Raw genomic sequence first — 23,515 nt, forward strand, 5'->3', positions numbered from 1 at the left:
CGTGCCTTTCTGAGGGGAGAGGGTCACTTCACTGCGTGGAGGTTCGGGCGGCCCGTAGGCGCCTGCTGATAGGTGGCGGCCATGTCCGAGAAACGGGCGAAGTGCAATTGCGACGCCACCGTGACCGTGGCCTTCGGGCCGTTACGGTTCTTGGCCACGATCAGGTCGGCCTCGCCCGCTCGGGGCGACTGGGGCTCGTAGAAGTCGTCGCGGTGAACGAGGATCACGATGTCTGCGTCCTGCTCGATCGCTCCGCTTTCGCGGAGGTCGGAAGCGAGAGGCCGCTTGTCGGTGCGCTTCTCCGATTCCCGGTTGAGCTGCGACAGAGCGATGACCGGAGTGTTGAACTCTCCGGCGAGGAGCTTCAACTCTCGTGTGAGAGTCGCGATCTCCTGCTCTCGGATGGGCATTTTCGGCGCGGTCATGATCTGCAGGTAGTCGATGATCACGATGCCGATCGGGCCGGATCGAGACAGCCACCGCATTTGGGAGCGGACGTGATCCAGCGTGCAGGGGCGTGACTCGTCCACGATGAGCGGAGCGCCAGAGATCGCGCCCGCGGCCTGCGACACCTTCGCCAGGTCCTCGGGGGTGATGTCGTAGGCGCGGATCGCGTGCAGCGGCACCTTCGCCTGAGCTGACGACATGCGCTGAAGCACTTCACGCCGAGACATCTCGACCGAGAAGAAGAGGGTGGAGTGTCCGTCGCGGATGGCCGCGGCGCGAGCGATGTCCGAGGCCAGAACGCTTTTCCCCATGGAGGGGCGGCCTGCGATCACGGCAAGTTGGCCGGGCTGGAACGACGTGATCAGGGATGCGAGATCCAGGAACGGCGGGATGACGCCGGGCACCTTCGCGGGCGGGTTCTCCAGGTCGTTGAGAAGTTCGATCATGTCCTGGGCGACGTCACGCGGGCGGTCGCCGATGCGGCGGACGGCTGCCTCGTCGAGGAGCTTGCGGATCATGTCGATGTCCGCTCCGGCGTCCCACCCGTGGCTTTCAGTGATCCGCCTGCCCTGCTGCAACGCCGTGCTGATCCGGCGGCGAAGCCCATCGTCGGCGACACGGCGCGCGTGGTAGGAGATCGAGCCATGTACGGCGGCGTGCTCCAGCAACCTGCTCAGGTAGGAGGCGCCACCAACCCGCTCCAAGGCGCCGCGGGCCTGCAACTCGCCGAGGACTGCGGTCGGCTCGATCGGCTTGCGCTCTTGCAGGAGTGAGATCGCGGCGGCGAACACGTCCTTGGCTGCGCTGAAGAAGTCGCCAGGCTCGACCAGGTCCATTGCTTCGGTGAGCGCGTTCTGCGACTGGATCGCGGCGCCGGCCACGGCGATCTCAGCGGCCACGATGGCGTCACTGGGAGCCCACCCGTCGAAGTCGAGGCCGTCGTCCAGGATGCTCATCGGCCCGCCCGCAGATCTGCGCCTTCGAGCATGGCCACGATCGCACCGTCACCGAGACGGGAGGTCAGCCGCTCACCCAGCGCCGCATCGAAGTCATCCATGTTCGACGTGATCGCGGTGGGGAGACCGTTGTTCCACCGCTCGTCGATCACCGGCCCGAGCAGATCGCGCTGCCAGTCGTTGATCCGGAACGAGCCGAGGTCGTCCACCACCAGGACGTTGACGGTGCGCATCTTCCGCAACCGCTCCAGGTCTCGGGGCGGGCCGATGATGTCCTGCCACTCGGCGGACGTGAGGAACATGATCTCGCCCGCGTAGCCGACCTTGATGGCCCGCTCCAGGACCTCCCACACGTTCCAGGTCTTCGCGGTGCCGGTATCACCCGTGATGACGAGCATGCGGGCGGTGTTGTCGAACAGGCGGCTGCCCCACTCGGCGACCTCGTCGTTGAGCTGCCCGGCGTCGCGCAGCAGGATCGGCCGACGGGCCTGGAAGTCTGCGACACGCTGGCGGAGCCGCTCGGCGCGCCATTCAGCGATGTTGTTTTCGTCGTCGGAGTTCACGCGCTCTCCCTCTTGCTTCGGAAAGGGTTCTGTCGTTGGCCGCGGGGCGGCACCTGCGATCCGGAGCCGTTGCCGGCGGAACCGCCTCGGTGCGGGCGGTTGGCGGCCTTGTCGTGGTCTTCTTGCGCCCTGTCGATCCAGTTGCGCCAGGCAGCGACCCAGTCGCGGCAGCGGCGATCGTTCTGGAGGGCGTGGTTGATGAACCGGATGGTCTGCCGGTCGAGATCGACCGTGTAGCCCTTCTCGATGGCTTTGGCCCGCATGTCGGCGGTGACTGAGAAGTCCTCAGCGATGGCGGTCTCGGGCTTGCGTCGGGACTTCTTCTCGGCTGGCTCGCTCGCCCGCTGCGGAGCGGCGGGAGTTACGTCAAAGAGAGAGTCACCAGAAAGATCAACTTCTTCAACAACATCAACCCCTATAAAAGACTGGGATGCCCCCCGGGGGGCCTGCTGAGAATCCTCAGCGTGTCCCACGGGGGGCATGCTGAGATCGGCCTCCTGAGTCTCAGGGGGCCGATTGCTAGCACCCTGAGAATTTGGCTCAGGGTGCTTGAAATCGGCCCCCTGAGAATCCTCAGCCGGACCCACGGGGGGCATGCTGAGGGCGGAGTTCTCAGTAGGGCCCTCGGGGGACATGCTGAGCGGCTGGCCGTTGATCGCGGCGCGGTAGACAGCGGTCTGGTGCTTCTGCCCGCGCGCAACCTGCACGAGGAACCCAGACTCCAAAGCCGCCTTCACCTTCTCCCCCACCTTCCGCTCGTTCCGGCCCAGCAGCACCGCGAGGTCCCCTCTCGGGACCGACACGCGCCCACTCGCGTCCATATGGAGCGCAAGGGTCATCAGCAGCACGCGAACCGAGTCCGTGATCTGCACAGAGCGGATGACCGATCGCAGCCACTTGGCCCGGTACGTGCCGTCGTACAGCCCGCCGAGGATGTCGTCGTTCACCTGGTCGGGGTCTCCCTTGATGGTTGGCTTGGTTTGGGTCACTCCTCGCAGGTCGGGGCCTGTCTTCGTACACGTCTGAGCACTGCAAACGCCCCCCTTCGTGCGTGCAGCTCAATCCATCCTAGCGTCAAAATTTGGCCTAATCCTCTACTGAAAGTTGGCCTAACCTTCGAGGGCAATGTTTGGCCACACTCTGATGTGCGAGAATTGGCCACATGACCGAGGCCGAGAAAGAGCTGGACCTTGCCGTGAAGGCGCTCAAACGCGCCCCCACGGGCAAGCGGGCCGCCGCTCGTGCTCGGGTACGTGCCGCCGTGGCCGAAGTTCTCAGGGCAGGTAAGCCCGTCATGGAAGTCGTCGAACTCAGCGGCTACAGCCGGGAACGAGTTCGGCAAGTCGCTCGCGCCGCGGGCATCGAGGCGCCGCCAGAGCAGCGGGCCAAGGGCCGGCCGAAGCAGACCGCGCCCGGCTCTTCTGCTTCTGACTGAGCCGCTCACCCCTCCACCCCCGGTGATCATTTGGTCACCGGCCAGACGGGGATCCCCGCGGCCTTCGCTCGCCTCATGCAGTCGTAGGTGCCGGTAGACCGTCCGACAGGTGCGGCGATGCACAGGTGCGCTCCGAGGTCGGCCATGTCCTGGTTGCGCCAGTGGCCGGCAAGCGGGCAGTACTCGGTGCCGTCGTATCGCGTCTTGCGGTGCGGCTTGTCTGGGCATAGCGGGGTGCAGTTCGCCCAGTCCGCGGGGTGCGGCTCGTCGGGGACGCCGTTCGCTTCACACCAGAGGTGCATCAGCCAGTCCGCGGACTCGGCCGGGCGGCTGCCGTCGGCGCGCTTCTTCGGGTAGCAGGCGCCCTGGACGACCAGCATCCGCCCGCCGAGCTGCGTCACGTCGTGCTGGGTGTCGGCGAGCGCGCCGTACAAAGGCCCGGCGTCCTCGTGCTTGAGGGCTCGCGCGCCAGTGCCGAGGATCCGGAAGATCACGCGGTTGCCTCCGTTGCTGCTCGGCGCCGCGGGCACCCCTCATGCGGGGCGGTACACCAGTGGCCGCCCGCCCACGTCACACCACCGGGCTGATACGCCAGCACGGCGAGACTCCGGGCGATGGTGGCGGTGACACGTCCTCGCGGGAGTTCCCGCTTGCGGGGGTTGTGCTCGGCGATCTGGTCGGCGCCGGAACTGATCACGTCAACGGCGGCGGCTGCCGCGGCGTGCCGGTCTTCCTCCGGCCAGTCGGCGATCTCAGCGATCGACATCGGCACCATCACTTCCATGCCGATGAGGAGAAGGGCAGTGCGGTCGTCGGTCACGGACTCACCTCCTTTCGCGTTCGGGGTGGGTGGGGTGGGCGTTGAAGCCCACCCCAGGGGGTCAGGACGGGGTAACTGAACTGCGGACACGACGCAGGCTCTCGCCCGAACCAGCCGCACGGTGTGGGATTCCTTTCCACAGGCCAGAGCCGCATTGGGCGCCGTTTGTGCAGCTCACAGCACCGTGAAACATCGGCGTGAAACATTGCGGATTCATTCGTTGTCCACCCGCGCATCCGCAGGGAGCAGAGCCAGGCGCATCCCCACGGCTTTCGCGTAGGACTCGATCCGGTCCACAGGTGGCCAGGACCGGCCGGTCTCCCACCACGAGACCGTGCGGGAACCCACGTAGATGCGGGCAGCGAGCCGCTCTTGGGATAGGCCCAGTTCGCGGCGGCGGGCAGCGAGCTGAGCAATCAGCGGATGCGCAGCACTCATACCTTCACCTGCCTGCGTTTCCGGGCTCTGCGCCGCCTGTACTCCCGGACCGCTTCGACAACCAGCGGGGAAAGATCGCCCTGCTCCTGCCGAGCTCTGCGGCACCGGTGTAACTCCGCGTCGCTCATCGCCTCCGCCTGGCGGCGAAGTTCGGCCTTCAACTCGGCGTCAGTGAGATCAATCAGGTCGTCGTCCCACTCTTGTGGGCGCGGCCAACCGTTACGTGCAGCCATCGTCAAAGCCCGGGACGCAGAGATCCGCTCTCCTAGGGAACTGGTCGGCGCCGGCTGATCCCACAACTCGTCATACAGGTCACGGACAAGACGAGCAGTTGACGCGAGGACACGACGGTCCTGGTTGAGGATGCGCGTGAACTCGTTCTGAGACCTCCCGCAGCGCAACGCCAACGCCCGAGCGGACCACCCCAACGCGGCCAGAGCCTGAATGCGTCGCTTCGTGCCGGAGGCGTCCACCGCGACCGTGTCACGCATCCGGTCCAACGTCGGCTTGACCGCCAGCAATTTGCGGGCTTTCTCCGTAGGCACCGTGCTTGATGGCGCTTTACCTGCGGACGGTTCCCCGTACATCAGGTAGACGACAGACCTGATGGTGACGTCCGCCAGTTCCGCGATGACCGCCAAGCTGAGACCAGCCTCGCGGAGCTGGACAACGTGAGCGCGCACCGGTTCAGCATCAGTGCGGGGATTCCACAACCCCCGCTCGCGCATCAGGGCGCGATGCTTCATGTAGGCGCGGCGGGTCGCAGCGCGCGTCATGACGCCTCCGAAGCCCGCAAGGCCCTGCGCTGCCGCCGGCGCCGCTCTTCTTTGCGCTCATCCTCCCCCATCGCCCCCCAAACGCCCGTGGCCTCGTTGTGCTCAAGGGCGTAAGCAAGACAACGACTCCGGACCGGGCACAGGCCACAGATCTCCTTGGCCACGTCTTCCCGCACCTGCCGGGCCGCCGGCCGTTCCCCCTCGGGGCCGAAGAACGTGAAGAAGTCGTCATCTCGGCAAGCTCCGTCCTTCTTCCACTCCACGTCGTGGTGCGGAGTCCGGCGGGCGCCGCGGGCGACTCCTGCTTTCGCCGTCATCGGGTGTCTCCTTGAGTCCAGCGGGCAGCCCTCGTGAGGTGCCAGTAATCGCCGCACCGGTAGACCCGCATCCGGAAGCCGGGGTGGATGGTGCGACCGGCTTGCTTCGCGATGCGGCGGGTCTCGTAACACCATTTGCCGCACGTCTGGCACCTCGACAGTTGGGCTTTGCCGGGCGCCACGGTCGGGCGGTCTGCGGTCATCGCGCCGTCTCCGTCCGGGAGGATCCGGCAGCATCCGGAGACGTCCGGGAGCATCCGGGGTCGTCCGGAGTCATCCCGACCTGTTCAGGTTTCAGCCCGGCCAGTGCGAGCGTGATCCGGGCCATCGACTCGATGAGGTCGACGCACTTCTTGTCGTCTGGAGCGGTGAAGCTGGAGCGCAGTCCCAGGATCATCTCCACGAGGTCCTGAGCGAACCGGTGCCGGGTGTGAGCCTCGTGGGAGGCGAACTCCCTAGCGACGATCTCAGCGACGCTCACAGCGCGCTCGGGGAGCGTCAGCGTGGTCTCAGGCATCGGTCTCCTCCGTGTGTGGTCCGGTACAGGGGTGGCCCTCGAACTCCGCAAGGGCGCAGCAGTAAGGGCGGAGCATCACGCCACCTCCGCGACGTCGGCGGGGATGAGAACGAGCTCGTAGCCGAGGCCAGCCAGATACCCCTGCAAGGTGATCAACCGGATGCCTGTGCTCTGGCAGCGGGCCTCAACGAAACAAGCGCGCGTCGCGCGGGTTCGCTGATCGAGTGCGGCCTGGGTGACACCATGGAGTTTCCGGAACCTGCCGAGGTTAGGCAGGATCGTGAGGACGTCGACGATGGTGTTGCCGCGGCGGGCGACCAAGCGGTGGTTGACCAGGCGGGCGTAGGCGGCGGCGTGCTGAATGCTCGGCGACCTGGTGTGTCGTTCCCACAGCGATACGGCTTGGTTGGTGACGCCGAGGTGGTCGGCGACGTGCTCTTGGAAGAGGTCTCGGTCTTCGCGGAGGTGGCGGAGCCGGTCAAGGATGGTGAGGGTCAGCACGTCGTCTCCTCCTCTGGTGTGCAGGTGATGGTGGGCTCCAGCTCGTCGACTTTGTGGAGCTCGCGGGAGAGGGCGTCTCCGAGCGGGTCAGGGCCGGACTGGCGGGCAGCGAAGACAGAGCTGCCCGCCAGGGCGAAGAGGACGAGATGCGGGAACAGGGCGTTCACTGGGCGCCGCCGGACAGGTGAGCCTCAGCGGAGAGAGCACGGTCCAGGTTGTTCGCCGCGGTCTCCATGGCGATGCGAGCGGCCTGCTTGTGCTCGGCGACCTTGCCGATCAGGGTGGCGTTCGTGGTCTCCAGGACGGTGACGCGCTCCCGCTCCAGGGCGAGGTCACGCTGCGCGCCAGCGAGTTCCCGGCTGGTTTGCCCGTCCACGATTTCCAGGCCGATGAAAAGCCCCACGCCCAGCCCCAACGCGAAAGCGAGCACCAGGGCGAGGATCTGGCCGGCGTAGACCGCGACGACCCACACGGCGACGACTCCGGCGATGCCGACTCCGACGCCTACGACGTTGCGGCGGGTCAGTTGCCTCACGCCTCCCCCTCCTCTGTGGTGGAGGGGCGGAGAGCAGCCTGGATGTCACACGCGGGGCAGTCCTCGTCGTGGTCGTCGAACCCGGCGGTGTGCTGGCAGGGGCTGACCCGCTCCTGGTGGGCGGTGCGGTCGCGGCAGTTGCGGGAGTCGCGGTCGTGCTCGACGGACAGGGCTGCGGACTCCAGGGCCACGCGGTAGCGGTCGCGCTCGGAGGTGAGGCGCTCCACCTCGGCCTCAGCCTGCCGCCGGGCATCGTGCGGGGTGAGGTTGCCAACGCGCTGCACCGTGATGGTGAACCGCTCCCCCACCTCCCGGTCGGTGAAGGTGAAGGACTGCTCCACGTAGTTCGGGGCATCGCCGAGCATGTTGCGTGCCCAGCCGACCAGTGCTCCGGTGATCTCGTTCGGGACGTGAGCGGTGAAGCCCCAGCCGCCTTCCGGGCTCGGCCCCATCTGCCCGACCATCACCTGGTTGGCGAGGGCCTCGGCCTGCTCGTCTTGGTACTGGACGGCGCCGTCGAGGGCGTCCACCGCGACGCGGTACTGGACGCCGTCGTTGAGAAGGTGCGGCCAGTGCTCGTTGAGCTTGTCGCCGACGGCGCGGATCAGGTCCGGGTCGTGATCGCCTGGATTGATCGGCTCGGCGGACGCGGGCATGGGCTCAGCCACGACGCTCCTCCTCGGGAAAGACCTCTGCGAGGACGTCGGCGGGCACGTACGGCACGAAGTAGGGGCGGGTCTGGTCCTCACCGCAGCGCTGCGTCAGGGCCACCAGAGCGCGCCTGTAGGTGTCGCGCTGGCGCCGGTAGCGAGCGATGCGCTCCAACCCGAAGCCGATCAGGCCGAATCCGACGCCGGTAATCAGGAGGGAGATCCACAGCGTGTCAGTCCGCGACGCTTCGCCCACTGCGAGGACAGCGCCGCCGAGGAAGGGGGCTCCGTCCGCGAGGCGCTGCGGCCACGTACGGGGGTAGAGGTCAGCCATTGGAGCCTCCCGGGCATGACGCGTCATCGATAACAACCGGCGCCTCGGTGCTGCTGGCGGTCTGGTAGATGCGGTGGCCGTGCCCGTCGCAGGCGGTGGCGACGTCGAGGAAGGCATCGCCGAAGCGGATGATCTCGACCGTGTCGCTGACCGGCAGCGGCTCAGCGGGGGCGACGGTCCCGCAGCCGGTGATGGCGAGCAGGAGGACCATGGCGAGGAAGACGCTCTTCACTTGGAGCCTCCTCGCCCGAGCGGGCTCAGAACAGCGTTGAGGAGCAGCGTCACCAGCAAGGCGGTGCCGAAGCTCATCTCCGGGATGGCAGCCCACCACTGGTGGTGCAGGACGCTCGTCAGAGCAGTAAGAGCCCACGAGGTGAGAAGCCACCAGATGGCGAGCAGAACGATCAGCCAGGCGATTGCCATCAGACGCCCTCCGCCTCTCCAGAGGAGACAGACAGAGCAGCGAGAAGCGAGGGGATCTCTCCGGACTCCAGCAACTGTGCAGCGCGGCCCATGGACGCGGCGAAACGGATCCCCCCGAACCCCATGTCCTTGCCAGCGGACACCTGGCTAACAGATGCGGACATGAGCTCCTCCGAGTAGGTGCGGAGCTCGGCGACGCAGCGAGCCCGCTCGTCGGCGCGGATCTGCTCGGGCGTCTCGGTGTTCACAGGTCACCGCCGATGGCGTGGCGAACCATCTCGTCGTCCGTCGCCGGTCGGATCGTGATCTGCCGGGTCCGGTCTACCGACTCGGCCTTGGACGCCTCAGCGAGGAACATCTCGGCGGCGTCGTTGGCGTCCACCGGCCCAGCGGGGCGGGTCTGTCCGACGTACGGGGCGGGCTGGCCGTCGACCAGCACCCGGTAGACCGCTTCTCCGGAGGCGGTCGGCAGGATCTGCAGGCCGTGCTCCAGGAGGATGTCCTCCAGGGCGTCGGCGTTCGCGTACGGGTCAGCGGGCGCGGTGTTGGGGGTCTCGTCGTCGGGCTGCTCCTGCCAGACGCGGAGCGCTTCGACGATCTTGTCCAGCTTCGCCATGTGGTAGTTCACGGCCTGGGCGGGGGTTTCGGTGGTCACTGCTTCTCCTGCGGGTACGGGTTGCGTGTGAGGGCGAGGGGGGCGGTGTCGTCGGAGACAGGCGCCGGCGCGGCCTGAGCGGGCGCCACGGGGGCGGGCTTACGGCGGCGGGTGCGGCTCCCGGTGTTGGGCAGCAGCAGCCTCAGCGGGGTAGCCAGGACGGCGAGGAACACGTTCACAGCTCGGGCTCCGGGTTGACCGCCGTGTACTCGGTGTGGAAGGCGTTGAATCGCTCCAGAGGGTCCGCTGCCTGCACCCCTGTCGGCGCCGGGTCCGTGATCGGCTGGGCGATCAGGTCCAGCGACGGAAGAGGGCGCACCACGCGAGGCACCTCGATCCCGGCGACTCCCAGCAGTTCAGCGTTCGGGTTCGCGACGTCCACGGCCTGCTGGGCGTGCGTGATGTGCTGCTGGCGGTCCAGGGTGCGGCGCTGAATCCACTGCTCCCGCTCAGCGATCCGCTGCGTCTCCTCAGCGATGCGCTTCTTCGCCTCGGCGATCTCCTGCTGCCAGCCGTTCATGTCGACGTCACACCGGTCGGCTTGCGCCCACTCGGCGTACGCGAACGAGGCGGCCTGCTCGTAGCGCTCCTTGATGGGGGCGGTCACAGACTGAGCGGCGGCGTCGGTTGCGAACGTCACAGCGGGGGTGGGGTGGACGAGCTGGTCGTTGCTGCGGGACTTCACGTGCATCTCCATGGTTCGGGTGTCTGGTTGGATTGGTGGGCGGTCCCGGATCTCCTCGTCGACAGCGGGGAGATCCGGGACCGTCTGCTAGCTGGGCGTGGGTGGGATGGTCATCGGCCAGCCCTGCCGCGGCGGGTCTTCTGCGATGCCGACGCCTTCAAGTTCGGCAGACCCAGCTCCTTCAGGAGCGCCTGGACCTGCGGCCACCAGAACAGCGGGTAGCGGGGGACAACGATCAGCGCTTCGAACTCGGGGTACCGCTGCATCCACTGGGAGACGGCCTGCTTGGTGACCCCAACCTGTTCGGCGATTTCGGTGACGCCAACGAGGTGCTCTCGCACGAACTCGGTGACGCCAGCCGGAACCTCGAAGTCGCTCACTGGGCGCCGCCGATGCGGATGACGAGCGGCGTCACCGTGTACTGCGTGTCCTCCGCGTCACTCGGCCCGCTGGTGCTCACGTACAGCTCTTCCGGGCTGGTGGGGTCGGTTTCGTCGGCGGGGTACCAGAAGAACTCGACGTCGTCGGGGTTGTCGGACTGGGCGCGCTCGGCGTCCTCACACAGCCGGAACGCGTCGGGCTGGGTGTCGCGGACCGCGAGCGGCCCGTCCGGGCCAGCGACCAGCCAGCGGGTCACCTGCTCGACTGCGGCGGGGATGGTGGTGTGGAGCGGTTCCCGCTCAACACCGGTGGTCTCAGACATTGCGGTCTCCGTTCAGGAGGAAGGGGGAAGCGGGAAGGGGAAGGCCCCGCCTGTTTCCAGGCGGGAAGACGGGGCGGCGGGGGCAGTCAGGCGAGAGCGGCGGCCAGATGATCGGAGTTCTCGGGGATCTCGTCGAAGAGCGATGCCGGTTGCCGTAGGCCGCCTAGCACCGAGATGACGAGCCATGAGTTGCGGTGCCGGTTGAAGTTGCCGATCAGCAGGGAGCGCGAGTTGTGCAGATGCAGCCCACCGGCGAGGTCGCTCCGCTTGTCGTCGCCGTGCTTGCGCATGTACTCGAAGCAGCCCCAGTCACGCAGCATGAGGTGGTGCTGGCCGTCTTCGTCCTTGAACCGCAGTCGGGGGATGTAGGCGAACCGCTTAGCTCCCGCCTCGGGGCGGGCCCCCATATCGAAGAGCGCCTGCTGCGGGGAGTCGGGCGACTCGGGGTTGAACTCGAAAGTCAGGTCTAGAACATCGGGGTTGATGATCGCGAGACTGATCTTCTTGTCGTTGGCTTCTTTGATGCTGCCGACCGTGTGTCGCTTCAGCAGGGCTGCCCGCTTGCCCTGCGGCACCTTGCCGAGGTCGCGGAACGTGTTGTTGATCTGCTCATGCGCTTCCGGCGTTCTGTCGCCTGCCAGCCTGAACGACTCCTTGCGGGAGTCCTTGGGGTTGACCTCCAGAGCCACCTGATTGATCGACCAGCGGGCAGGAGCCCCGTACCGCGCCAGCGGGTAGATGCGGATCAGGGAGCGCATCGTTTCGCTGACGCCTGCCGAGCAGACGAAGACTCTGCCGTCGCTGTTGGGCTCGGGCACGGTCTTGCCGAGCATCACGAAGTCGTCGATGGTGATCACTGCTGGCCGATCTCGCGTCGCCACGCCTCGTAGATACCGTCGAGGATCACGGCCGCAGGGCGGTCGGGTTCCGTGGCGTTCCTGTAATCCGCGACCGCTGTATCCGTCCCCTCGTGGGGAACGGTGTGCTCCAGCAGGCAGTCAGTCAGGTTGCGATAGGACTCCACGAGCAGCACGAGGTCGGCGTTGCTCATGGTTACGGTCGGGTCGTCAATCTCAATCACTGGTCTTCTCCTTGAGGACGTCGCCATGGCAGGCGAGAGGGGCGCACCAGCAGCCGAGGGCCTTGCCGCGCAACTCGGGGAGGCGCGACAGGAGGGAAGGCTTGTGCGGGAGGTAGTGCTCGGCGTAGTTGCGGATGACCGTGTCGCGGTCGCCATCTGCGGGCGTCTCGAAGGGGTTACCCCATGGGGTCTTGCGGTCGATTCGCATGTAGAGGCCTGCGGCGTCGGCCCACTCGATGAGGCTGTTGTGGGCTCCGCGCAGAGTGACGACAACGGTCTCGCCGTCTCGAAGCCACTTCAGGAGTTCGCGCTCATCGTCCGACCACGAAGCGAAGATGCGCTCTTGACGGATCTCCTCGACGATCGCATCGACGTCTACCCCAGCGGGCATGATTTCGGCTGCCTCGCGGAGGAGATCCTCAGTCAGGTGATGCAAGATGTCGTCGTTAACATCACGCATCACCGTGCTCTGGTTTATGCCCAGATGATCGGCAACCTGACGCTGTGACCAGCCAGCCCGGGTCAGGAGCAGGGCCGCCACCTGTCGCACTGCACGCCGATGCTCAACGATGTCCCCGACCCATTTGCTGATGGTCTGCCGGGTCACGGAGGTGTATTTGGCGATCGTCTTGAGGTCGTAGTCCGGGTTGGACTCGGCGATCTCGCGGGCGATCGTCTTGAGTTCCTCGCCCGTGATTCGGTCACCGTGTTTGGTCGCCAGGCTTGCGGCGAACAGCTTCGCCGGAACGCCCTCCGGGACCTCCTGCCAGACGACGCGGATTTCTTCCTTGAGAGCCTGCTTGTGCGCCTGCCAGCGGTGCATGCCGTCCAGCAGCCGGTTCGTGTCCGTCTCCAGCACGATTGCCGGAAACTCATCGCCAGCGTTCAGCGCTTCGGCGTACCGGTTCACCGTGGCCTGCGACCACTCGGCGCGGGGGTAGATCGTCTCGTCGTAGACGACCTCGCTCAGGGCAACCAGGTTCACTTGGCGGCCTGCTTGGTGTTGATGGTGATCTCCCATAGTTCGTCGAAGGTGGCGCCATCGAAGGCGCGGACCAGAGCGCAGATGAACTTGGCGCTCGGGATCTTGTGGCCACGGAGGATCCGGTTGACGGTCCCCTGGTTCACTCCCATGGCGTCGGCGAGGCGCTGCTCTGTGGTGAGTCCGGTCTGCTCGCGGTATTTGGCGAGTTTGGCGTGACGGATTCGGAGCGGGGCGCTCACTGGGGCTCCTTTCTGCTGGTCAAGACCTATATGCAAGGGCGGGTAATGCGCTTGCAGCTTCACCATAATGCACGAGTGCATTGACCGCAACGGTGATGTCACCCCGAAAACCGGACAGCAATGCCCTGACATGCATGGACGGGTAACCCAGTCGCGCATAAAGTGGCCCGCGTGAACGACTGGTGGGACTACGTGCAGCGCATCACCGGCTCGGCGACCCAACAGGCCATCGCCGACAAGACCGGCATCGGCCAATCGAGCATCGCCCGATGGCGCGAAAAGAGCCCACGGCCAGACAGCGCCGCCACCTTCGCCCGCGCTTACGGCCGCCCCCCCATCGAGGCGTTCAAGTACGCCGGATTCCTCAGCGAGGAAGAAGCGAAGATCACCCAGGCTCCGGTCAACCTCGCTGAGATCGACACTGACGACCTGATCGCCGAAGTTCGCCGCCGCATCCCTGACTGACACCTGTCTCCTCCTCTCGTTGCGTGGTGGTTGGTTGGTCTGCTGGCTCCCGTACAGCAGCCGCCCCCGGCCCCGCCCTCGTTGAGAGGGCGAGGCCGGGAGAGGGATCAGAACGGCGGGGCGGTGGCGAGCTCGGTGAGGTCCTGCCATGGCCCGAGGTGCACGGTCCGGCTCATTGCTCGGCCGCCCTTCCATGACCGCGCCTCGTTGAGCGCTGCCGCCTCGCTGACCTCCTCGGTCAGCGGGTGCTCAGGGTCAGGGAGGTCATCGGTGACGACGACGTACCGGTGCTCAACGGGCATCGCCTTCCACCGGGCGAGCTCCTTCTCGACCACGCGGAGCCGCTCCAACATCTCGGGCACGTCGAAGTCGAGGAACTCCCGCAGCGTTATGGCGTCGTCGCTCAGCCGCCCCAGGTCGAGAGCGGACAGGCCGTCGGCGCGCTCGGCGAGCACCTTGAGATCGAGCGGCTCCGACTCCTCGGCGGGCGGGTCGAGGTCTCGGTCGTCGAGTTCTTCTCGCGGGTCGTATGGGTGCGTCACTGGGGGTCTCCTACGGGTGCGGCGGGGCTTGGGTGGGGTCGGGGCGCTCGGGGAGGACGAACAGGCCGTCGTCGTCCTCTTCCTCGTTGGGCTCCGCGAGGGGCTCCAGGAACTCGGCCGGCGGAACGGGATCGCTCATCAGCTGCTGATCTCCTTCTTGGGGTTCCGGAAGTCGGCGATCTTCCGGTCGGTGATGTCGGCGAAGTTGTCGATGTCGCGGAACTCACGGGCGTCCGCTTCGAGGTCAGCGACGAGCGCCTCATACCGGGCGACGTCCTTGATGGCCTTGCGTCCGGCCTTGGCGCGGTCTTCGAGCCAGTCCGACACGTGGCTGCCGAGGGCGAGCAGGAGACAGAAGCCGAGGAACGGGAGAAACCAGCTCATCGGGCTTCCTCCGCGCACTCCGGGTACAGGGACCCGACAGGGCACGCCTCGTACTGGCGTTCCTTCACTCCCACGACCTGGGAGGGCTTGCCTTTCATGACGTGGACGTGCAACGTCCACACCTGCGGAGCCCCCTCATCCGGCGGGGCGACGCGGCCCGTCACTTCTCCGGGCGAGGGTGAGCAGGACACCGCCGCAGCGAGAGCGAAGGCGAGAACAGCGGCTTTCACGAAGATCTCCAAAGGGGGTTGAGGGTGGTGTCGGCTCCAAGCACCCCCGAGGGCCCAGAGCCGACACCGAGGGGGTCAGTGGTGGTCGAGGTCTGAGGGAGGCCCGTGCATCGCCTCAGCAGCCAGAGACTTGATCTGGAGGTCGATACAGCGGTCGCAGCAGCCACACGGGGTGCCGGCTGATGTCGGGCAAGGGGTCTCCGTCATGACGCCGCCTCGCCCAGCTCTGCCGGGTTGGCGCCGTACTCCTCGGGAGTGATCCACCGGCCGTCCGAGGTCGGGTAGCGCCACCCCCAGCCGGCCACCGCTACAGGGACGTCGGCGGGGTCGATGCCGGTGTGGACGAGGTAGCCGAGCCGGTAGGCCGCGGTACGGTGCTGTTCGGTCCACCCGTGACAGCCGGTCGTCCCGGAGCCGCAGAACAGAAGCAGGTTCTCGGCCGAGTTCTCACCGCCTCGCCCGCGCGGGATCCGGTGGTGGATCGAGTCCTCATCCCGAGGAACCGCGACACCGCAGCGGACACACACCTTGTCTCGGCCCTCGACCTGAGCGCGGAGCTTGTCCGAGGGGCCGGTGTCCTTCGTCGGGAACTTCAGGTGCCATCCGTTGCGGCACCGCTCCACACCCATCGGCAGGACACGAGACACCCCGAGCGACACGATCCGATCCAGACGCCGACGAGCCTCAGCCTCGTTCGCGAACGTCTCCCTGCTGCAGCAGGACTGCACGCGGGTCTTCATCGACCACCGCCGCGGTACGTTTCGTAGCCGACCTTCGCGTTGGAGTTGATCGACTGCATCAGCTTGATCTGGGCCTTGACCTGCCAGGCGTAATCCACCGCCTCCTGACGAGCCAGAACCGCGTCCTTCCACGCCCAGTACTCGGTCGGGATCCGGGCCTCGAACCACAACTCGCGGGCCTTCTCCGTCACCTGGCCAGCGCCGCGGCCAGCCTCCGGACAGTCGGGGTCCAGCTCGTGGTGCTTGCGGGCCTTCAGGTACGTCTTGAAGGCGTCCAGCTCAGCCCGCCGCGCTTTCCTCGCGGCCAGCTGAGAGGAGCCGAGCTCGTTGTTGAGGAGCTTCAGGAACAGGTCAGTTTCCGCGGGGGTGAGAACGGCGCCGGCGTCGATGAACTGGAAGCCCGCCTCTTGCTTCTCGAAGCCACTCACTGGTCACCGCCAGGAACGTCCTGGGGCCCGCTCGGGGTCTCTTTGCTGTCCGTCTCTGAAGCGAAGTTCGGGTCGTCCAGGTGGGCGCCGCGGTTCAGCGCAGACATGACCTGCGCCGCTTCGGCGCCGGTCAGTTCGTCGCTTCTGGTGACATCCCGGCCCGTGACGATCGACATGTACGTCAGGGCTTTGGCGGGGTCGTCGATGCCCTTCCCAGACAGCAGCTGGACGATCTCGTTGCGCTGCTTCTTCGTGGCCAGCCCGTCGCCCTGCGGGGCGTCGCCGTTCTTGGCGGCGACCGTGGCGCGGATGGTCTGTGCCTGGATCGTTTCCTGCGGCGCTTCGTCGTCGAGGTGCTCCATCTCGACGTCGCTGTACATGCCGCCCAGGTCCTCGGGGAAAGCCCGCCTCAGTGCTTTGGCTTCGGCGCACTTCTCGATCTGGCCGTCTGGGCTGCTCTTCCACTGGTTCTTCGGGTTGCCGTCCTTGTCGGTGTCGACGTAGGCGGCGTAGCGGGCGACTCCGGAGAACCTCTTGCCGTTGCGGATCACCACCACCTTGGCGGCGACAGGCGGTTCGCCGGTCAGCCACACCTCGTGCGGGTTGCCGTCCTTGTCGAACCAGATGGTGTCTTCGTACTCGTAGTCGGTGCCTGACTTGTCGGCCGCACGGCGGGCGATCACTCGGAAGCCGTCGATGCCGGTCTGCGGGGTGAACACCTTGCGGCCGGCCCGCCTGTCGTAGCGGCCGATCAGGTACACCTGCTTGAGGAACGGGTCCAGGTCGCGCCGCTGGCACAGGTGCAAGAAGCCAGCCAGTTCGGCGTTGCTGCACTCGGCGTCCACGCCCATGCTGGCCAGCACGGCGCGCTGCTCGGGCGTCCACATGGACTGGGCAGACTGGATCGCCAGCGCCCCGTGTCCTTGCGCCGCGGGCAGGTTTTCGACCATGGTCATGCTGCGACCCCTAGAAGATCGGAAAGGTCAGGAAGGTTTTGTTCAGCGACCAGGAACGGCGTTCCGCCACCTTTCGCCTGACGGCGGGCGAGCCGGTGCCCGTCGTAGTAGGCGCGGTGCGCGGCGCCCATCGCTTCCAGGAGGCGTGTGCGGGCCTTCTGCTCGCGCTCTTGCGCCTCCCGTAGACCGGTGGTCGCTGAGATGTACTCGACGGCCAGGTCCAGGTCAGCGATGAACGACTCGTCCCGCTTGATGTGCGAGTGCAGCTTGCGCACCGCGGCGTAGGTGGCCGGGTGGTGGTCCAGCTCCGGCGTCTCCCGCCAGTACAGCGACGACAGGAAGTCCTCAGCCTGGTCGCGCATCCACATGCAGTCTTCGGCGTCGTAGTGGACGACGTACTCGCGGAAATCCAGCCGGCCGGTGAGGACGACCACGTACCAGACGTCCAGCCCGAGGGTGTCCATGTACCACTGGACCTGCGGCCGGTAGTACGCCGGGATCTCATCCGTTCCCGGACGCCCCCAGCCGGAGGCGTCGGCGTCCGTCTTCAACTCCAACCCGGCCTGCACGCCTGGCCTGTCGAAATGGCCAGGCATGCCGAGCAGGAGCCGGTCAGGGTTCGCGAGCTGGTAGTCCCGCTCAGCGTGGACGTACGTGCCGGCCTCACGAACCTCGTACTCGGGGTGGTGGTCGGCGAACCAGGCGGCAATTCCGCTTTCCAAGTAGTGGCCACGCGCTTGGGCGTTGGTCTGCTTGTCCTTCTCGACCACGCCGGCCATGTGGCACCACACCGAGTACGGCGATTCCCACGGAGACAGCCCGAGTAGCGCGGCCATGCGGGATCCGCCGATCCGCTGGGCTCGCGCGTCGTCCCACTGCGGGGATCCGCTGTCCCAGTGGCCAAGCAGGCGCCCGGTAGGCGTCTTCATCAGCTCTCGCGCTCCCTGGTGTATTCGAACTCGGTCTGCGGGTCGAGGGCGGGTCCTCCGCGTACGGGGATCACTCGTTCTGCGTCGTGCTCGGCCAGGACGTCACCCGCAGGGGTGTCCAGCTCCGAGGACGCAACGGATGGCCCGGGTTCGCATGTCCTGCACATCACGCCTCCCTGTGGAGGCGACGAACCAGCCGGTTATGGCCCGTCCTGACAGCCACCGCAGGGTCATGGGCGGAGACGTCCTGCCAGCGGACAGCGACGTCACCCTTGTGGGTGGTCGCGACGTGCAGCACCCGAACCGGTTTGCCGTGATTCCACTCCAGGCACGACACGATGTCCCGGACTCGGAGGCTGCACACGAGGGTTGCTTGCCGCAGGAACGTCTCGACGTCGTCGCGGGTGAACCTGCGGTGCCCGCCGCTGGTCTTCTCGGACGCGGTGATCAGCCCGAGCGTCTGCCAGCGAGCCACCCGGCGCGGACTGACCCGAAGGAGGGCGGCGACCCCACCGGAGGACAGGTGCGTCGTTCCCTGAGGCCAGGCGACCTCGGGAGGGAGAAGAGTGACAGCGCCCATCAGCGGCCACCCCCCTGCGGGGAGTCGCCACGCAGCAGAGCGGCAACTTCGGAGCTGCGGAATCGGCGGTGCCCGCCAGGGGTGCGGATGGACGTCAGCTTCCCTGCGGTCGCCCAGCGGGTCACAGTGCGAGGGTCGACTCTGAACGTTGCGGCGACCTCGCCAGGGGTCAGCAGGCGGTCGTCAGCGGCGCTCACGCCACCTCACCGCCCTCGGGCTGCACGAACCGGGCGTTATCCGGGTAGCGATCCCGCCACTTCGGAGGGATCACGCCGTGATCCCACAGATTCCGGGTAGTGACCTTGCGGCCATCGTTGAACTCAATGTCGAAGCGGCGACCGCTGAACCCTCGGAAGCCTCCGGCGCTAGCGCTGCCGATCTCGTACAGGTGGGCGTCCACGACGACCCGCGCACCGGGCCTGGACCGGTCCGCCTGGCTGCCAGGCCCCCAACGTCCGTCGTGCTCGTCCACCGACTGCTCGACCGCCAGGGTCAGGGTGTACACCTTTGACGTGCCGTCCGGCTGAGCCACCTTGTACGTGGACGTCGCGGTAGTCCTGGCGCCGTCCTCTGTGAACTCGCCGATTTCGCGGGACGTGCCGCCGGTCTCTCTCGGCAACCCGTTGATGACGGCGAGGGCACCAGCCCAAAGGGCGGCCTGGACGGCGGGCAGTTCGCGGTTACTCACGCGTTCACCTCGGTCTGCTCAGGAAGGGAGAGGGCGCCCTCAACCCGGACGCTTGTAGCGGTCCACCGGGGCTTGCCGTAGTAGGTGAGCGCCTCGTAGCGCACGTAGACGATGGACACGGTGCGGAGCGCTTTCGCGGCCTCGTGCCAGGCGGCCCGGTCGAGGCGGTGACGCCCGTTCCGCACCCCGGTCAGGGATCCGTACCAGCCGACGTTCCAACCCCACCCGATCGCGGAGTTATCGCCGGGAACGACCACGTACCAGGGGACGTCAGGCAGGTCAGGCGCGTACTCCTGCGTCCCTGCCGGGTGGTGGACGCGGGCCAGCGACCCGGTCGGGAGGTGGATCACAGCCACCTCAACCGCTGTAGGGCGGGCCTCGACGATCGTTCCAGCTACGGCCAGGGTCCTCACGCGATCACCTCGGCAGCGGCACGTAGGTAAGCGGCGACGTCGGACCGTCCGCAGCGGGGCGTCCACTGGTGCAGCCACCGGTCATCGACGCCGGTCTCGTGGAGGTGCGCGGCCAGCCGGTCGAGGGCGGCCTGCGTCAGCTCGTACGACGGCGACGCGTCACGCAGCGCCAGGTGCACGTCCACACGGCCCATCCGCGCGTGCGGGAGGCTGTCGACCCGGTCCGCGGCGGCGGCCAGGACGGCGCCGACGGGGGACACGGTCGGGGTGGGCCGTTCCACGGCCGGGGCGCTCAAGGGTGGCCGCCGTTCAGCGTGTCATCCGCCTGCTCGCTGCGGGCCTCCTGCGCCATGTCCTCAACCGCCGCGACCGCGTCGTTGAACGCGTCCCGCGCCCACACCAGGCACCGGCCCGCCTCGTCCAGGCTGGTCTGCGCCCTTCCGGCGGGCGGCAGCCACCCGTCCGGCGTGCCGAGCGTGCCCCCGGCCGGCGTCTCCTCGTACACGGCGCTTCCGGCGTCGTTCGCGGTCGCGGCCAGCGCCTCCACCGTCTCGGCGAGCACCGCGAACACCTGCGCCCGCTCGCCCGCCGGGATCGGCATGCCCTTCACCTTCAGGGCGAGGTCACGCAACTCCTCGACCACGGTCATCGCGGCCGACTTCTCCTGGGTGATACTGGTCATGTCTTCCTGCTCCTCTAGTTGATCTCTGGTTGATCTCTGAGCGGGGATTCAGCGGGTCCCGGTCGTGCCATCGGCCGGGCCCGCACAAGGTCAGGCGGTAGGGGTGGGCTCGCGGTCGGCCTCACGGTCGAGGCGGCGAAGCTCCTCAGCGCGGGCGAACAAACCGATGACCAGGTACGCGGCGCCGTGCTCCTGCATCTCGCGAGGACTCAACGGGGCGCTCACGTGTTCGCCTTCTCTTCCTGCTCCCGCATCCAGGCGAGCGCCTTGGACTTGCGGCACTTCAGCCAGCGGCCCTGCTTGAAGAAGGGCGGGCCTTCGCCGGCGGTGCGGAGGTTCCGCATAGTGCCGGGAGGGGTTCGGGTGAGCTCGCAGACTTCCTGGAAGAGGAGGTACGGGTCCTCCTCAGTGATGACGGTCACATCTGCCTCCGTTTCATTGTCTGAATATTCGGACAACTGGTCGCCGAAAAGCTCAGCCGTAGGCCGGCCGACGGCCTCCGCGATGGCTTCGGCAGTGGAGCACTTACAGCCCCGCTTGCCTTGGAGGAGCATCGCGATGAACTGTTTACTGACACCGACCTTCTGTGCGAGACGGACCGTGTCAAGTCCGGCCTCCCCCATGAGTTCGCTCAGTCGTTCGCAATCGCGGGGATGCATCTGAGGTCGAGCTGGCATAGGGGGTGATCTCCAGTGACGCCTGTTGTTCGAATATTCGGACACTATCGAGTCGCGTCAGGACTTGTCCAGAGCCAACCGGAATTGACACACGAGAGACCGAGACTCTTACCCGGTCGTGCTGATTTACTGGCGCCATCTAGTTGTCTCGGCTCCCATGCCGTACAACTTGACTGGGCGATGTTGTCCGATCAATCAGACAGCCAGTCAAGAGAGGAGAAGATCGAACGCAATGACGCCGCCGCAGAGTGGTAGGACTCCCGGCAGCAACCCTCTCAGTCAGCTCGTCAAGCAACACCTCGCCGATACCGGGCTGAGCTTGCGCGAACTCGCCGAGAAGTGCCGCGACCCACAAAGCGATCGAACCTTGATCTACAGCTGGATCGACTCGCTCGTACACGGGCGCATGGCTCGGGCCCCTGAAGTGTGGAGACTACGAGCGCTCGCTGCCGGGATGGGTGTCCCTACGCAGCGACTCGCAGAGTTGTCCGCAGTCCAATGGCTGGGGGTTGATGTGGCCGAGGTTGCCGCCGGCGATCGTTCGTGGGTGGCCGTAACCGTCCCTCCTGGGCTCAGCGCAGAGGCCCGGGATCGTTTTGTCCGCATGGCTGAGGATTTGGCCCGACATATGGAGTGAACCTAAATGTAACGGCCCGGATACAATCCGCTTACCTACGTGATCGTTGCGGGTTTCGGACAACAAAACTTCAACTAAAACAGTCAGAATCGGCCTCTCGGTTATCAAGACGCACAGAGAGGCCAATGGTGTCCTAATGTCTGCGCACCTCACCATCCGCCTTGCTGACCCCAGCCGTCTCATCAACGGTCACGTCGGCAGCTTCTTCAGAGGCGGCCGATTCCTCTTCATGGTCAACCGGGATCTCCAGGTTGACCCCGACGTCCTACGCGAGCTCGAACGCAAAGGAGGTCAGGCCATCCCTCGCCTGGCCTCCTTGCTGCAACCTGGGCAGACGCACCTCGTGCGGTACTTCCTGGAACGCGACATTCCAGGCAACGAGATGACATGCCTAGATATCGGACCGCACCAAACCGATGTTTATGTCCACAGATCTTTAATGCCGTACACCCTCGCGGATGAACTCGCAGCTCATTCGACATTGATGGCCCCCCACATCAACCACTAGGAGCGCCCTATGGCCAACGGCCAAAGCGTCCTAAAAGCGTCCTACACGAAACGGTGCGGATGCAAAGATCCAAAAACCGGGAAACCCCTCAACTCCAACTGCCCTGACCTGACGAAACGCAAGCACGGCACCCACGGGTGGCGCACCCGCATCGACACCACAACGCAACCCAACCGCCAGCTCCGCCGGTTCGGCTACGACACCAAAGTCGCCGCACAGCAAGCCTTTGATCATGTCGCCGACCTGCTGAAACTCGCCAGAGACGACGAGCGGATGCGCCAGCGGATCGGCGATCTCATCTTCGAGTCCAAGCATGGCCAGGACTTCCCCGACGTCGAGACCATCCGCCGCAAGCTCCGCATGGGCATAGACCTCGCTGCCTCCGAGGGCACCGTGGGTGAACTCCTAGAAGACTGGTATGCCGGCAAACGCGCCAAGAAGGAGTCCTCCCGGCGAAGCTGGCGCCAACACCTAGATCACTACTTGCTGCCGCAGGTTGGCGTGATTCCCCGCAGTCTGCTGCGAGCCACCCACATCGACGGCCTGTTCGACACCATCGAAGAGTGGAACGCTGAGATCACCACGGCCAAAGCCGAAGGCCGCCCGCCGCACCTCCCCGGAGACCTCCGCCAGCGGCACAAGGTCGTCGGACTGCGAACCCAGCATCACATCCTGCAGACCCTGAGCAGCGCCTACAACTGGGGTGTCCGACGGCGCTTGATCGAGTTCAACCCGTGTCTCGGTGTCGAGCTTCCGCCGGCCGAGCGAGACCCCGCGCGGGTGTGGTCTCCCGAGCAGGTGATGCAGTTCCTCACCGCGTCCGCCCATGACCCGCTCGGCCTGCTGTACCGCCTCGCCCTGCTGCGTGGTCTACGCCGAGGCGAGGCGTGCGGGCTGCGGTGGAGTGACCTCGATCTGGAGACCGGGCATGCTCAGATCGAACAGACGATTCTGCAGCTCGGTGACCGCATCATCATCGACACCCCGAAGACCCGGGCGGGTCGGCGCACGGTGTCGTTCGACACGGAAACCAGGCTGCTGCTGGCGGCCCGGTACGCCGAATACCGGCGGGCTCGGCTGGCAGCCCCTGAGGGCTACGAGGACCACGGCTTGGTGTTCGCCCGGGACAACGGGCGCCCTCTGTCGCCAGAGCGGGTTACAGAGGGGTTCAAGCGGCTCGCGCGGGAAGTGGGCTTGCCGGTCATCAAGCTGCACGAGGCGCGGCACACCGCGGCGACGCTCGGCTTGGAGGCGGGCTTGGATATCAAGGTCGTCTCGGCTCAGCTGGGACACACGCGGACGCGGATCACTCAAGATCTGTACACGCATGTCCGGCCGGCGGTTCTCGACGACGGTGCGGAGCGGGTGCTGACCCTGGTTCAGGGGTCGTCCGCCGAGGCGAAGAAAGCATGATCGTTTACATGGTGGTTCCATCTTGGTTCCATCGGCTCCACGTCGGGCCTGGTGGCGGCCTGGCTGGATCACCGGGTCACGGTGGGCGGGAAAATTCATTTGCCCTGGAGGCGCGGAATTTCATAACGTACAGGCACGCCGAAAGGAGGTGGTCCGAACGATGGTTGATCATAGTTGGGCTAG

46 protein-coding genes are annotated in these 23,515 nt (G+C 66.5%); 4 read left to right on the top strand and 42 right to left on the bottom strand.

Annotation, left to right across the window (positions count from 1 at the left end):
* Positions 1 to 23: 23 nt before the first annotated feature.
* Genes ACFFRH_RS37845 through ACFFRH_RS37855 form a run of 3 tightly spaced genes read right to left on the bottom strand, consistent with a single transcriptional unit; the run spans position 24 to position 2,913 of the window.
* Positions 24 to 1,403: a replicative DNA helicase gene (locus tag ACFFRH_RS37845; RefSeq protein WP_344747718.1), complete on the bottom strand. Its 1,380-nt coding sequence runs from the start codon at positions 1,401 to 1,403 to the stop codon at positions 24 to 26.
* Positions 1,400 to 1,966: an ATP-binding protein gene (locus ACFFRH_RS37850; RefSeq protein ID WP_344747719.1), complete on the bottom strand. Its 567-nt coding sequence runs from the start codon at positions 1,964 to 1,966 to the stop codon at positions 1,400 to 1,402. Before ACFFRH_RS37850 ends, ACFFRH_RS37845 begins: the two co-directional genes overlap by 4 nt.
* Positions 1,963 to 2,913 carry a hypothetical protein gene (locus ACFFRH_RS37855; protein ID WP_344747720.1) on the bottom strand — a complete coding sequence of 317 codons (951 nt, stop codon included), beginning with the start codon at positions 2,911 to 2,913 and terminating at the stop codon, positions 1,963 to 1,965. Before ACFFRH_RS37855 ends, ACFFRH_RS37850 begins: the two co-directional genes overlap by 4 nt.
* Positions 2,914 to 3,128: 215 nt before the next feature.
* On the opposite strand from ACFFRH_RS37855, the gene ACFFRH_RS37860 reads away from it, so the two are divergent.
* Positions 3,129 to 3,401: a hypothetical protein gene (locus ACFFRH_RS37860; protein WP_344747721.1), complete on the top strand. Its 273-nt coding sequence runs from the start codon at positions 3,129 to 3,131 to the stop codon at positions 3,399 to 3,401.
* Between the two features lie 26 nt (positions 3,402 to 3,427).
* Here ACFFRH_RS37860 and ACFFRH_RS37865 read toward each other — a convergent pair whose 3' ends face one another.
* The 23 genes from ACFFRH_RS37865 to ACFFRH_RS37975 form a co-directional block, all read right to left on the bottom strand.
* Positions 3,428 to 3,895, bottom strand: a complete 468-nt coding sequence (locus ACFFRH_RS37865) for a hypothetical protein (protein ID WP_344747722.1) — start codon at positions 3,893 to 3,895, stop codon at positions 3,428 to 3,430.
* The gene (locus ACFFRH_RS37870) at positions 3,892 to 4,221 is read right to left on the bottom strand and encodes a hypothetical protein (protein WP_344747724.1); all 330 of its coding nucleotides are present in this window, start codon (positions 4,219 to 4,221) and stop codon (positions 3,892 to 3,894) included. Before ACFFRH_RS37870 ends, ACFFRH_RS37865 begins: the two co-directional genes overlap by 4 nt.
* A 213-nt stretch (positions 4,222 to 4,434) precedes the next feature.
* Complete coding sequence (locus tag ACFFRH_RS37875) at positions 4,435 to 4,659, bottom strand: helix-turn-helix domain-containing protein (protein ID WP_344747726.1); 225 nt, start codon at positions 4,657 to 4,659, stop codon at positions 4,435 to 4,437.
* Positions 4,656 to 5,435, bottom strand: coding sequence for a hypothetical protein (locus tag ACFFRH_RS37880; RefSeq protein ID WP_344747727.1), 780 nt, complete (start codon positions 5,433 to 5,435; stop codon positions 4,656 to 4,658). Before ACFFRH_RS37880 ends, ACFFRH_RS37875 begins: the two co-directional genes overlap by 4 nt.
* Positions 5,432 to 5,752 (bottom strand): WhiB family transcriptional regulator, encoded by a 321-nt coding sequence (locus tag ACFFRH_RS37885; RefSeq protein ID WP_344747728.1) that lies wholly within the window; start codon positions 5,750 to 5,752, stop codon positions 5,432 to 5,434. Before ACFFRH_RS37885 ends, ACFFRH_RS37880 begins: the two co-directional genes overlap by 4 nt.
* 199 nt (positions 5,753 to 5,951) lie before the next feature.
* Entirely contained in the window at positions 5,952 to 6,269 is a 318-nt protein-coding gene (locus ACFFRH_RS37890; protein ID WP_344747729.1) for a hypothetical protein, read from the bottom strand.
* 75 nt (positions 6,270 to 6,344) lie between these two features.
* The gene (locus ACFFRH_RS37895; RefSeq protein ID WP_344747730.1) at positions 6,345 to 6,770 is read right to left on the bottom strand and encodes a helix-turn-helix transcriptional regulator; all 426 of its coding nucleotides are present in this window, start codon (positions 6,768 to 6,770) and stop codon (positions 6,345 to 6,347) included.
* Positions 6,764 to 6,937, bottom strand: coding sequence for a hypothetical protein (locus ACFFRH_RS37900; protein ID WP_344747731.1), 174 nt, complete (start codon positions 6,935 to 6,937; stop codon positions 6,764 to 6,766). Before ACFFRH_RS37900 ends, ACFFRH_RS37895 begins: the two co-directional genes overlap by 7 nt.
* A complete protein-coding gene (locus ACFFRH_RS37905) occupies positions 6,934 to 7,305 on the bottom strand; it encodes a hypothetical protein (RefSeq protein WP_344747732.1) in 372 nt (123 codons plus the stop codon). The genes ACFFRH_RS37900 and ACFFRH_RS37905 overlap by 4 nt, the downstream gene beginning before the upstream one ends.
* Positions 7,302 to 7,973, bottom strand: coding sequence for a hypothetical protein (locus ACFFRH_RS37910; RefSeq protein ID WP_344747733.1), 672 nt, complete (start codon positions 7,971 to 7,973; stop codon positions 7,302 to 7,304). Before ACFFRH_RS37910 ends, ACFFRH_RS37905 begins: the two co-directional genes overlap by 4 nt.
* Positions 7,966 to 8,289 carry a hypothetical protein gene (locus ACFFRH_RS37915; RefSeq protein WP_344747734.1) on the bottom strand — a complete coding sequence of 108 codons (324 nt, stop codon included), beginning with the start codon at positions 8,287 to 8,289 and terminating at the stop codon, positions 7,966 to 7,968. The genes ACFFRH_RS37910 and ACFFRH_RS37915 overlap by 8 nt, the downstream gene beginning before the upstream one ends.
* Complete coding sequence (locus ACFFRH_RS37920; protein ID WP_344747735.1) at positions 8,282 to 8,521, bottom strand: hypothetical protein; 240 nt, start codon at positions 8,519 to 8,521, stop codon at positions 8,282 to 8,284. Before ACFFRH_RS37920 ends, ACFFRH_RS37915 begins: the two co-directional genes overlap by 8 nt.
* A complete protein-coding gene (locus ACFFRH_RS37925) occupies positions 8,518 to 8,712 on the bottom strand; it encodes a hypothetical protein (RefSeq protein WP_344747736.1) in 195 nt (64 codons plus the stop codon). The genes ACFFRH_RS37920 and ACFFRH_RS37925 overlap by 4 nt, the downstream gene beginning before the upstream one ends.
* On the bottom strand, positions 8,712 to 8,960 hold the full coding sequence (locus tag ACFFRH_RS37930; protein WP_344747737.1) for a hypothetical protein: 249 nt from the start codon (positions 8,958 to 8,960) through the stop codon (positions 8,712 to 8,714). The genes ACFFRH_RS37925 and ACFFRH_RS37930 overlap by 1 nt, the downstream gene beginning before the upstream one ends.
* A complete protein-coding gene (locus tag ACFFRH_RS37935; protein ID WP_344747738.1) occupies positions 8,957 to 9,367 on the bottom strand; it encodes a hypothetical protein in 411 nt (136 codons plus the stop codon). The genes ACFFRH_RS37930 and ACFFRH_RS37935 overlap by 4 nt, the downstream gene beginning before the upstream one ends.
* Positions 9,364 to 9,546 (bottom strand): hypothetical protein, encoded by a 183-nt coding sequence (locus ACFFRH_RS37940; RefSeq protein ID WP_344747739.1) that lies wholly within the window; start codon positions 9,544 to 9,546, stop codon positions 9,364 to 9,366. Before ACFFRH_RS37940 ends, ACFFRH_RS37935 begins: the two co-directional genes overlap by 4 nt.
* A complete protein-coding gene (locus ACFFRH_RS37945) occupies positions 9,543 to 10,052 on the bottom strand; it encodes a hypothetical protein (protein WP_344747740.1) in 510 nt (169 codons plus the stop codon). Before ACFFRH_RS37945 ends, ACFFRH_RS37940 begins: the two co-directional genes overlap by 4 nt.
* Before the next feature lie 110 nt (positions 10,053 to 10,162).
* A complete protein-coding gene (locus ACFFRH_RS37950) occupies positions 10,163 to 10,432 on the bottom strand; it encodes a helix-turn-helix domain-containing protein (protein ID WP_344747741.1) in 270 nt (89 codons plus the stop codon).
* Positions 10,429 to 10,755: a hypothetical protein gene (locus ACFFRH_RS37955; protein ID WP_344747742.1), complete on the bottom strand. Its 327-nt coding sequence runs from the start codon at positions 10,753 to 10,755 to the stop codon at positions 10,429 to 10,431. Before ACFFRH_RS37955 ends, ACFFRH_RS37950 begins: the two co-directional genes overlap by 4 nt.
* Before the next feature lie 86 nt (positions 10,756 to 10,841).
* On the bottom strand, positions 10,842 to 11,612 hold the full coding sequence (locus tag ACFFRH_RS37960; RefSeq protein ID WP_344747743.1) for a DUF8758 domain-containing protein: 771 nt from the start codon (positions 11,610 to 11,612) through the stop codon (positions 10,842 to 10,844).
* Complete coding sequence (locus tag ACFFRH_RS37965; RefSeq protein WP_344747744.1) at positions 11,609 to 11,836, bottom strand: hypothetical protein; 228 nt, start codon at positions 11,834 to 11,836, stop codon at positions 11,609 to 11,611. The genes ACFFRH_RS37960 and ACFFRH_RS37965 overlap by 4 nt, the downstream gene beginning before the upstream one ends.
* Positions 11,829 to 12,821 (bottom strand): DUF4326 domain-containing protein, encoded by a 993-nt coding sequence (locus ACFFRH_RS37970; RefSeq protein ID WP_344747745.1) that lies wholly within the window; start codon positions 12,819 to 12,821, stop codon positions 11,829 to 11,831. The genes ACFFRH_RS37965 and ACFFRH_RS37970 overlap by 8 nt, the downstream gene beginning before the upstream one ends.
* Positions 12,818 to 13,060 (bottom strand): helix-turn-helix transcriptional regulator, encoded by a 243-nt coding sequence (locus tag ACFFRH_RS37975; RefSeq protein WP_344747746.1) that lies wholly within the window; start codon positions 13,058 to 13,060, stop codon positions 12,818 to 12,820. The genes ACFFRH_RS37970 and ACFFRH_RS37975 overlap by 4 nt, the downstream gene beginning before the upstream one ends.
* Positions 13,061 to 13,231: 171 nt before the next feature.
* On the opposite strand from ACFFRH_RS37975, the gene ACFFRH_RS37980 reads away from it, so the two are divergent.
* Entirely contained in the window at positions 13,232 to 13,525 is a 294-nt protein-coding gene (locus tag ACFFRH_RS37980) for a helix-turn-helix domain-containing protein (RefSeq protein WP_386162353.1), read from the top strand.
* A 107-nt stretch (positions 13,526 to 13,632) separates the two neighbouring features.
* Here ACFFRH_RS37980 and ACFFRH_RS37985 read toward each other — a convergent pair whose 3' ends face one another.
* From ACFFRH_RS37985 to ACFFRH_RS38060, 16 genes are all read right to left on the bottom strand, one after another.
* Positions 13,633 to 14,067, bottom strand: coding sequence for a hypothetical protein (locus tag ACFFRH_RS37985; RefSeq protein WP_344747748.1), 435 nt, complete (start codon positions 14,065 to 14,067; stop codon positions 13,633 to 13,635).
* 10 nt (positions 14,068 to 14,077) lie between these two features.
* Positions 14,078 to 14,206 carry a hypothetical protein gene (locus ACFFRH_RS37990; protein WP_344747749.1) on the bottom strand — a complete coding sequence of 43 codons (129 nt, stop codon included), beginning with the start codon at positions 14,204 to 14,206 and terminating at the stop codon, positions 14,078 to 14,080.
* Complete coding sequence (locus ACFFRH_RS37995) at positions 14,206 to 14,451, bottom strand: hypothetical protein (protein ID WP_344747750.1); 246 nt, start codon at positions 14,449 to 14,451, stop codon at positions 14,206 to 14,208. The genes ACFFRH_RS37990 and ACFFRH_RS37995 overlap by 1 nt, the downstream gene beginning before the upstream one ends.
* A gap of 433 nt (positions 14,452 to 14,884) precedes the next feature.
* Positions 14,885 to 15,328, bottom strand: a complete 444-nt coding sequence (locus ACFFRH_RS38000; protein WP_386162355.1) for an HNH endonuclease signature motif containing protein — start codon at positions 15,326 to 15,328, stop codon at positions 14,885 to 14,887.
* Positions 15,329 to 15,417: 89 nt separating this feature from the next.
* Positions 15,418 to 15,849, bottom strand: a complete 432-nt coding sequence (locus ACFFRH_RS38005; RefSeq protein ID WP_344747752.1) for a hypothetical protein — start codon at positions 15,847 to 15,849, stop codon at positions 15,418 to 15,420.
* Positions 15,846 to 16,805, bottom strand: coding sequence for a phage recombination protein Bet (gene bet, locus ACFFRH_RS38010; protein WP_344747753.1), 960 nt, complete (start codon positions 16,803 to 16,805; stop codon positions 15,846 to 15,848). The genes ACFFRH_RS38005 and bet overlap by 4 nt, the downstream gene beginning before the upstream one ends.
* Positions 16,802 to 17,734, bottom strand: coding sequence for a YqaJ viral recombinase family nuclease (locus ACFFRH_RS38015; protein WP_344747754.1), 933 nt, complete (start codon positions 17,732 to 17,734; stop codon positions 16,802 to 16,804). Before ACFFRH_RS38015 ends, bet begins: the two co-directional genes overlap by 4 nt.
* Positions 17,734 to 17,901, bottom strand: coding sequence for a hypothetical protein (locus tag ACFFRH_RS38020; protein ID WP_344747755.1), 168 nt, complete (start codon positions 17,899 to 17,901; stop codon positions 17,734 to 17,736). The genes ACFFRH_RS38015 and ACFFRH_RS38020 overlap by 1 nt, the downstream gene beginning before the upstream one ends.
* Positions 17,901 to 18,314: a helix-turn-helix domain-containing protein gene (locus ACFFRH_RS38025; protein ID WP_344747770.1), complete on the bottom strand. Its 414-nt coding sequence runs from the start codon at positions 18,312 to 18,314 to the stop codon at positions 17,901 to 17,903. Before ACFFRH_RS38025 ends, ACFFRH_RS38020 begins: the two co-directional genes overlap by 1 nt.
* Complete coding sequence (locus ACFFRH_RS38030) at positions 18,314 to 18,511, bottom strand: BldC family transcriptional regulator (RefSeq protein ID WP_386162359.1); 198 nt, start codon at positions 18,509 to 18,511, stop codon at positions 18,314 to 18,316. The genes ACFFRH_RS38025 and ACFFRH_RS38030 overlap by 1 nt, the downstream gene beginning before the upstream one ends.
* A complete protein-coding gene (locus ACFFRH_RS38035; protein ID WP_344747756.1) occupies positions 18,508 to 19,002 on the bottom strand; it encodes a hypothetical protein in 495 nt (164 codons plus the stop codon). Before ACFFRH_RS38035 ends, ACFFRH_RS38030 begins: the two co-directional genes overlap by 4 nt.
* A complete protein-coding gene (locus ACFFRH_RS38040; protein ID WP_344747757.1) occupies positions 18,999 to 19,415 on the bottom strand; it encodes a hypothetical protein in 417 nt (138 codons plus the stop codon). Before ACFFRH_RS38040 ends, ACFFRH_RS38035 begins: the two co-directional genes overlap by 4 nt.
* On the bottom strand, positions 19,412 to 19,696 hold the full coding sequence (locus tag ACFFRH_RS38045; RefSeq protein ID WP_386162362.1) for a hypothetical protein: 285 nt from the start codon (positions 19,694 to 19,696) through the stop codon (positions 19,412 to 19,414). Before ACFFRH_RS38045 ends, ACFFRH_RS38040 begins: the two co-directional genes overlap by 4 nt.
* A gap of 11 nt (positions 19,697 to 19,707) precedes the next feature.
* The gene (locus ACFFRH_RS38050) at positions 19,708 to 20,097 is read right to left on the bottom strand and encodes a hypothetical protein (protein WP_344747759.1); all 390 of its coding nucleotides are present in this window, start codon (positions 20,095 to 20,097) and stop codon (positions 19,708 to 19,710) included.
* A 90-nt stretch (positions 20,098 to 20,187) separates the two neighbouring features.
* Positions 20,188 to 20,322, bottom strand: coding sequence for a hypothetical protein (locus ACFFRH_RS38055; protein ID WP_344747760.1), 135 nt, complete (start codon positions 20,320 to 20,322; stop codon positions 20,188 to 20,190).
* Positions 20,319 to 20,756 (bottom strand): helix-turn-helix domain-containing protein, encoded by a 438-nt coding sequence (locus tag ACFFRH_RS38060; RefSeq protein WP_386162364.1) that lies wholly within the window; start codon positions 20,754 to 20,756, stop codon positions 20,319 to 20,321. Before ACFFRH_RS38060 ends, ACFFRH_RS38055 begins: the two co-directional genes overlap by 4 nt.
* A gap of 791 nt (positions 20,757 to 21,547) precedes the next feature.
* On the opposite strand from ACFFRH_RS38060, the gene ACFFRH_RS38065 reads away from it, so the two are divergent.
* Entirely contained in the window at positions 21,548 to 21,919 is a 372-nt protein-coding gene (locus ACFFRH_RS38065) for a hypothetical protein (protein WP_344747763.1), read from the top strand.
* Between the two features lie 9 nt (positions 21,920 to 21,928).
* Positions 21,929 to 23,332: a tyrosine-type recombinase/integrase gene (locus tag ACFFRH_RS38070; RefSeq protein WP_344747764.1), complete on the top strand. Its 1,404-nt coding sequence runs from the start codon at positions 21,929 to 21,931 to the stop codon at positions 23,330 to 23,332.
* The last annotated feature ends 183 nt before the right edge of the window (positions 23,333 to 23,515 follow it).

Source organism: Streptosporangium vulgare (assembly GCF_042428775.1).
Taxonomy (GTDB): Bacteria; Actinomycetota; Actinomycetes; order Streptosporangiales; family Streptosporangiaceae; genus Streptosporangium; species Streptosporangium vulgare.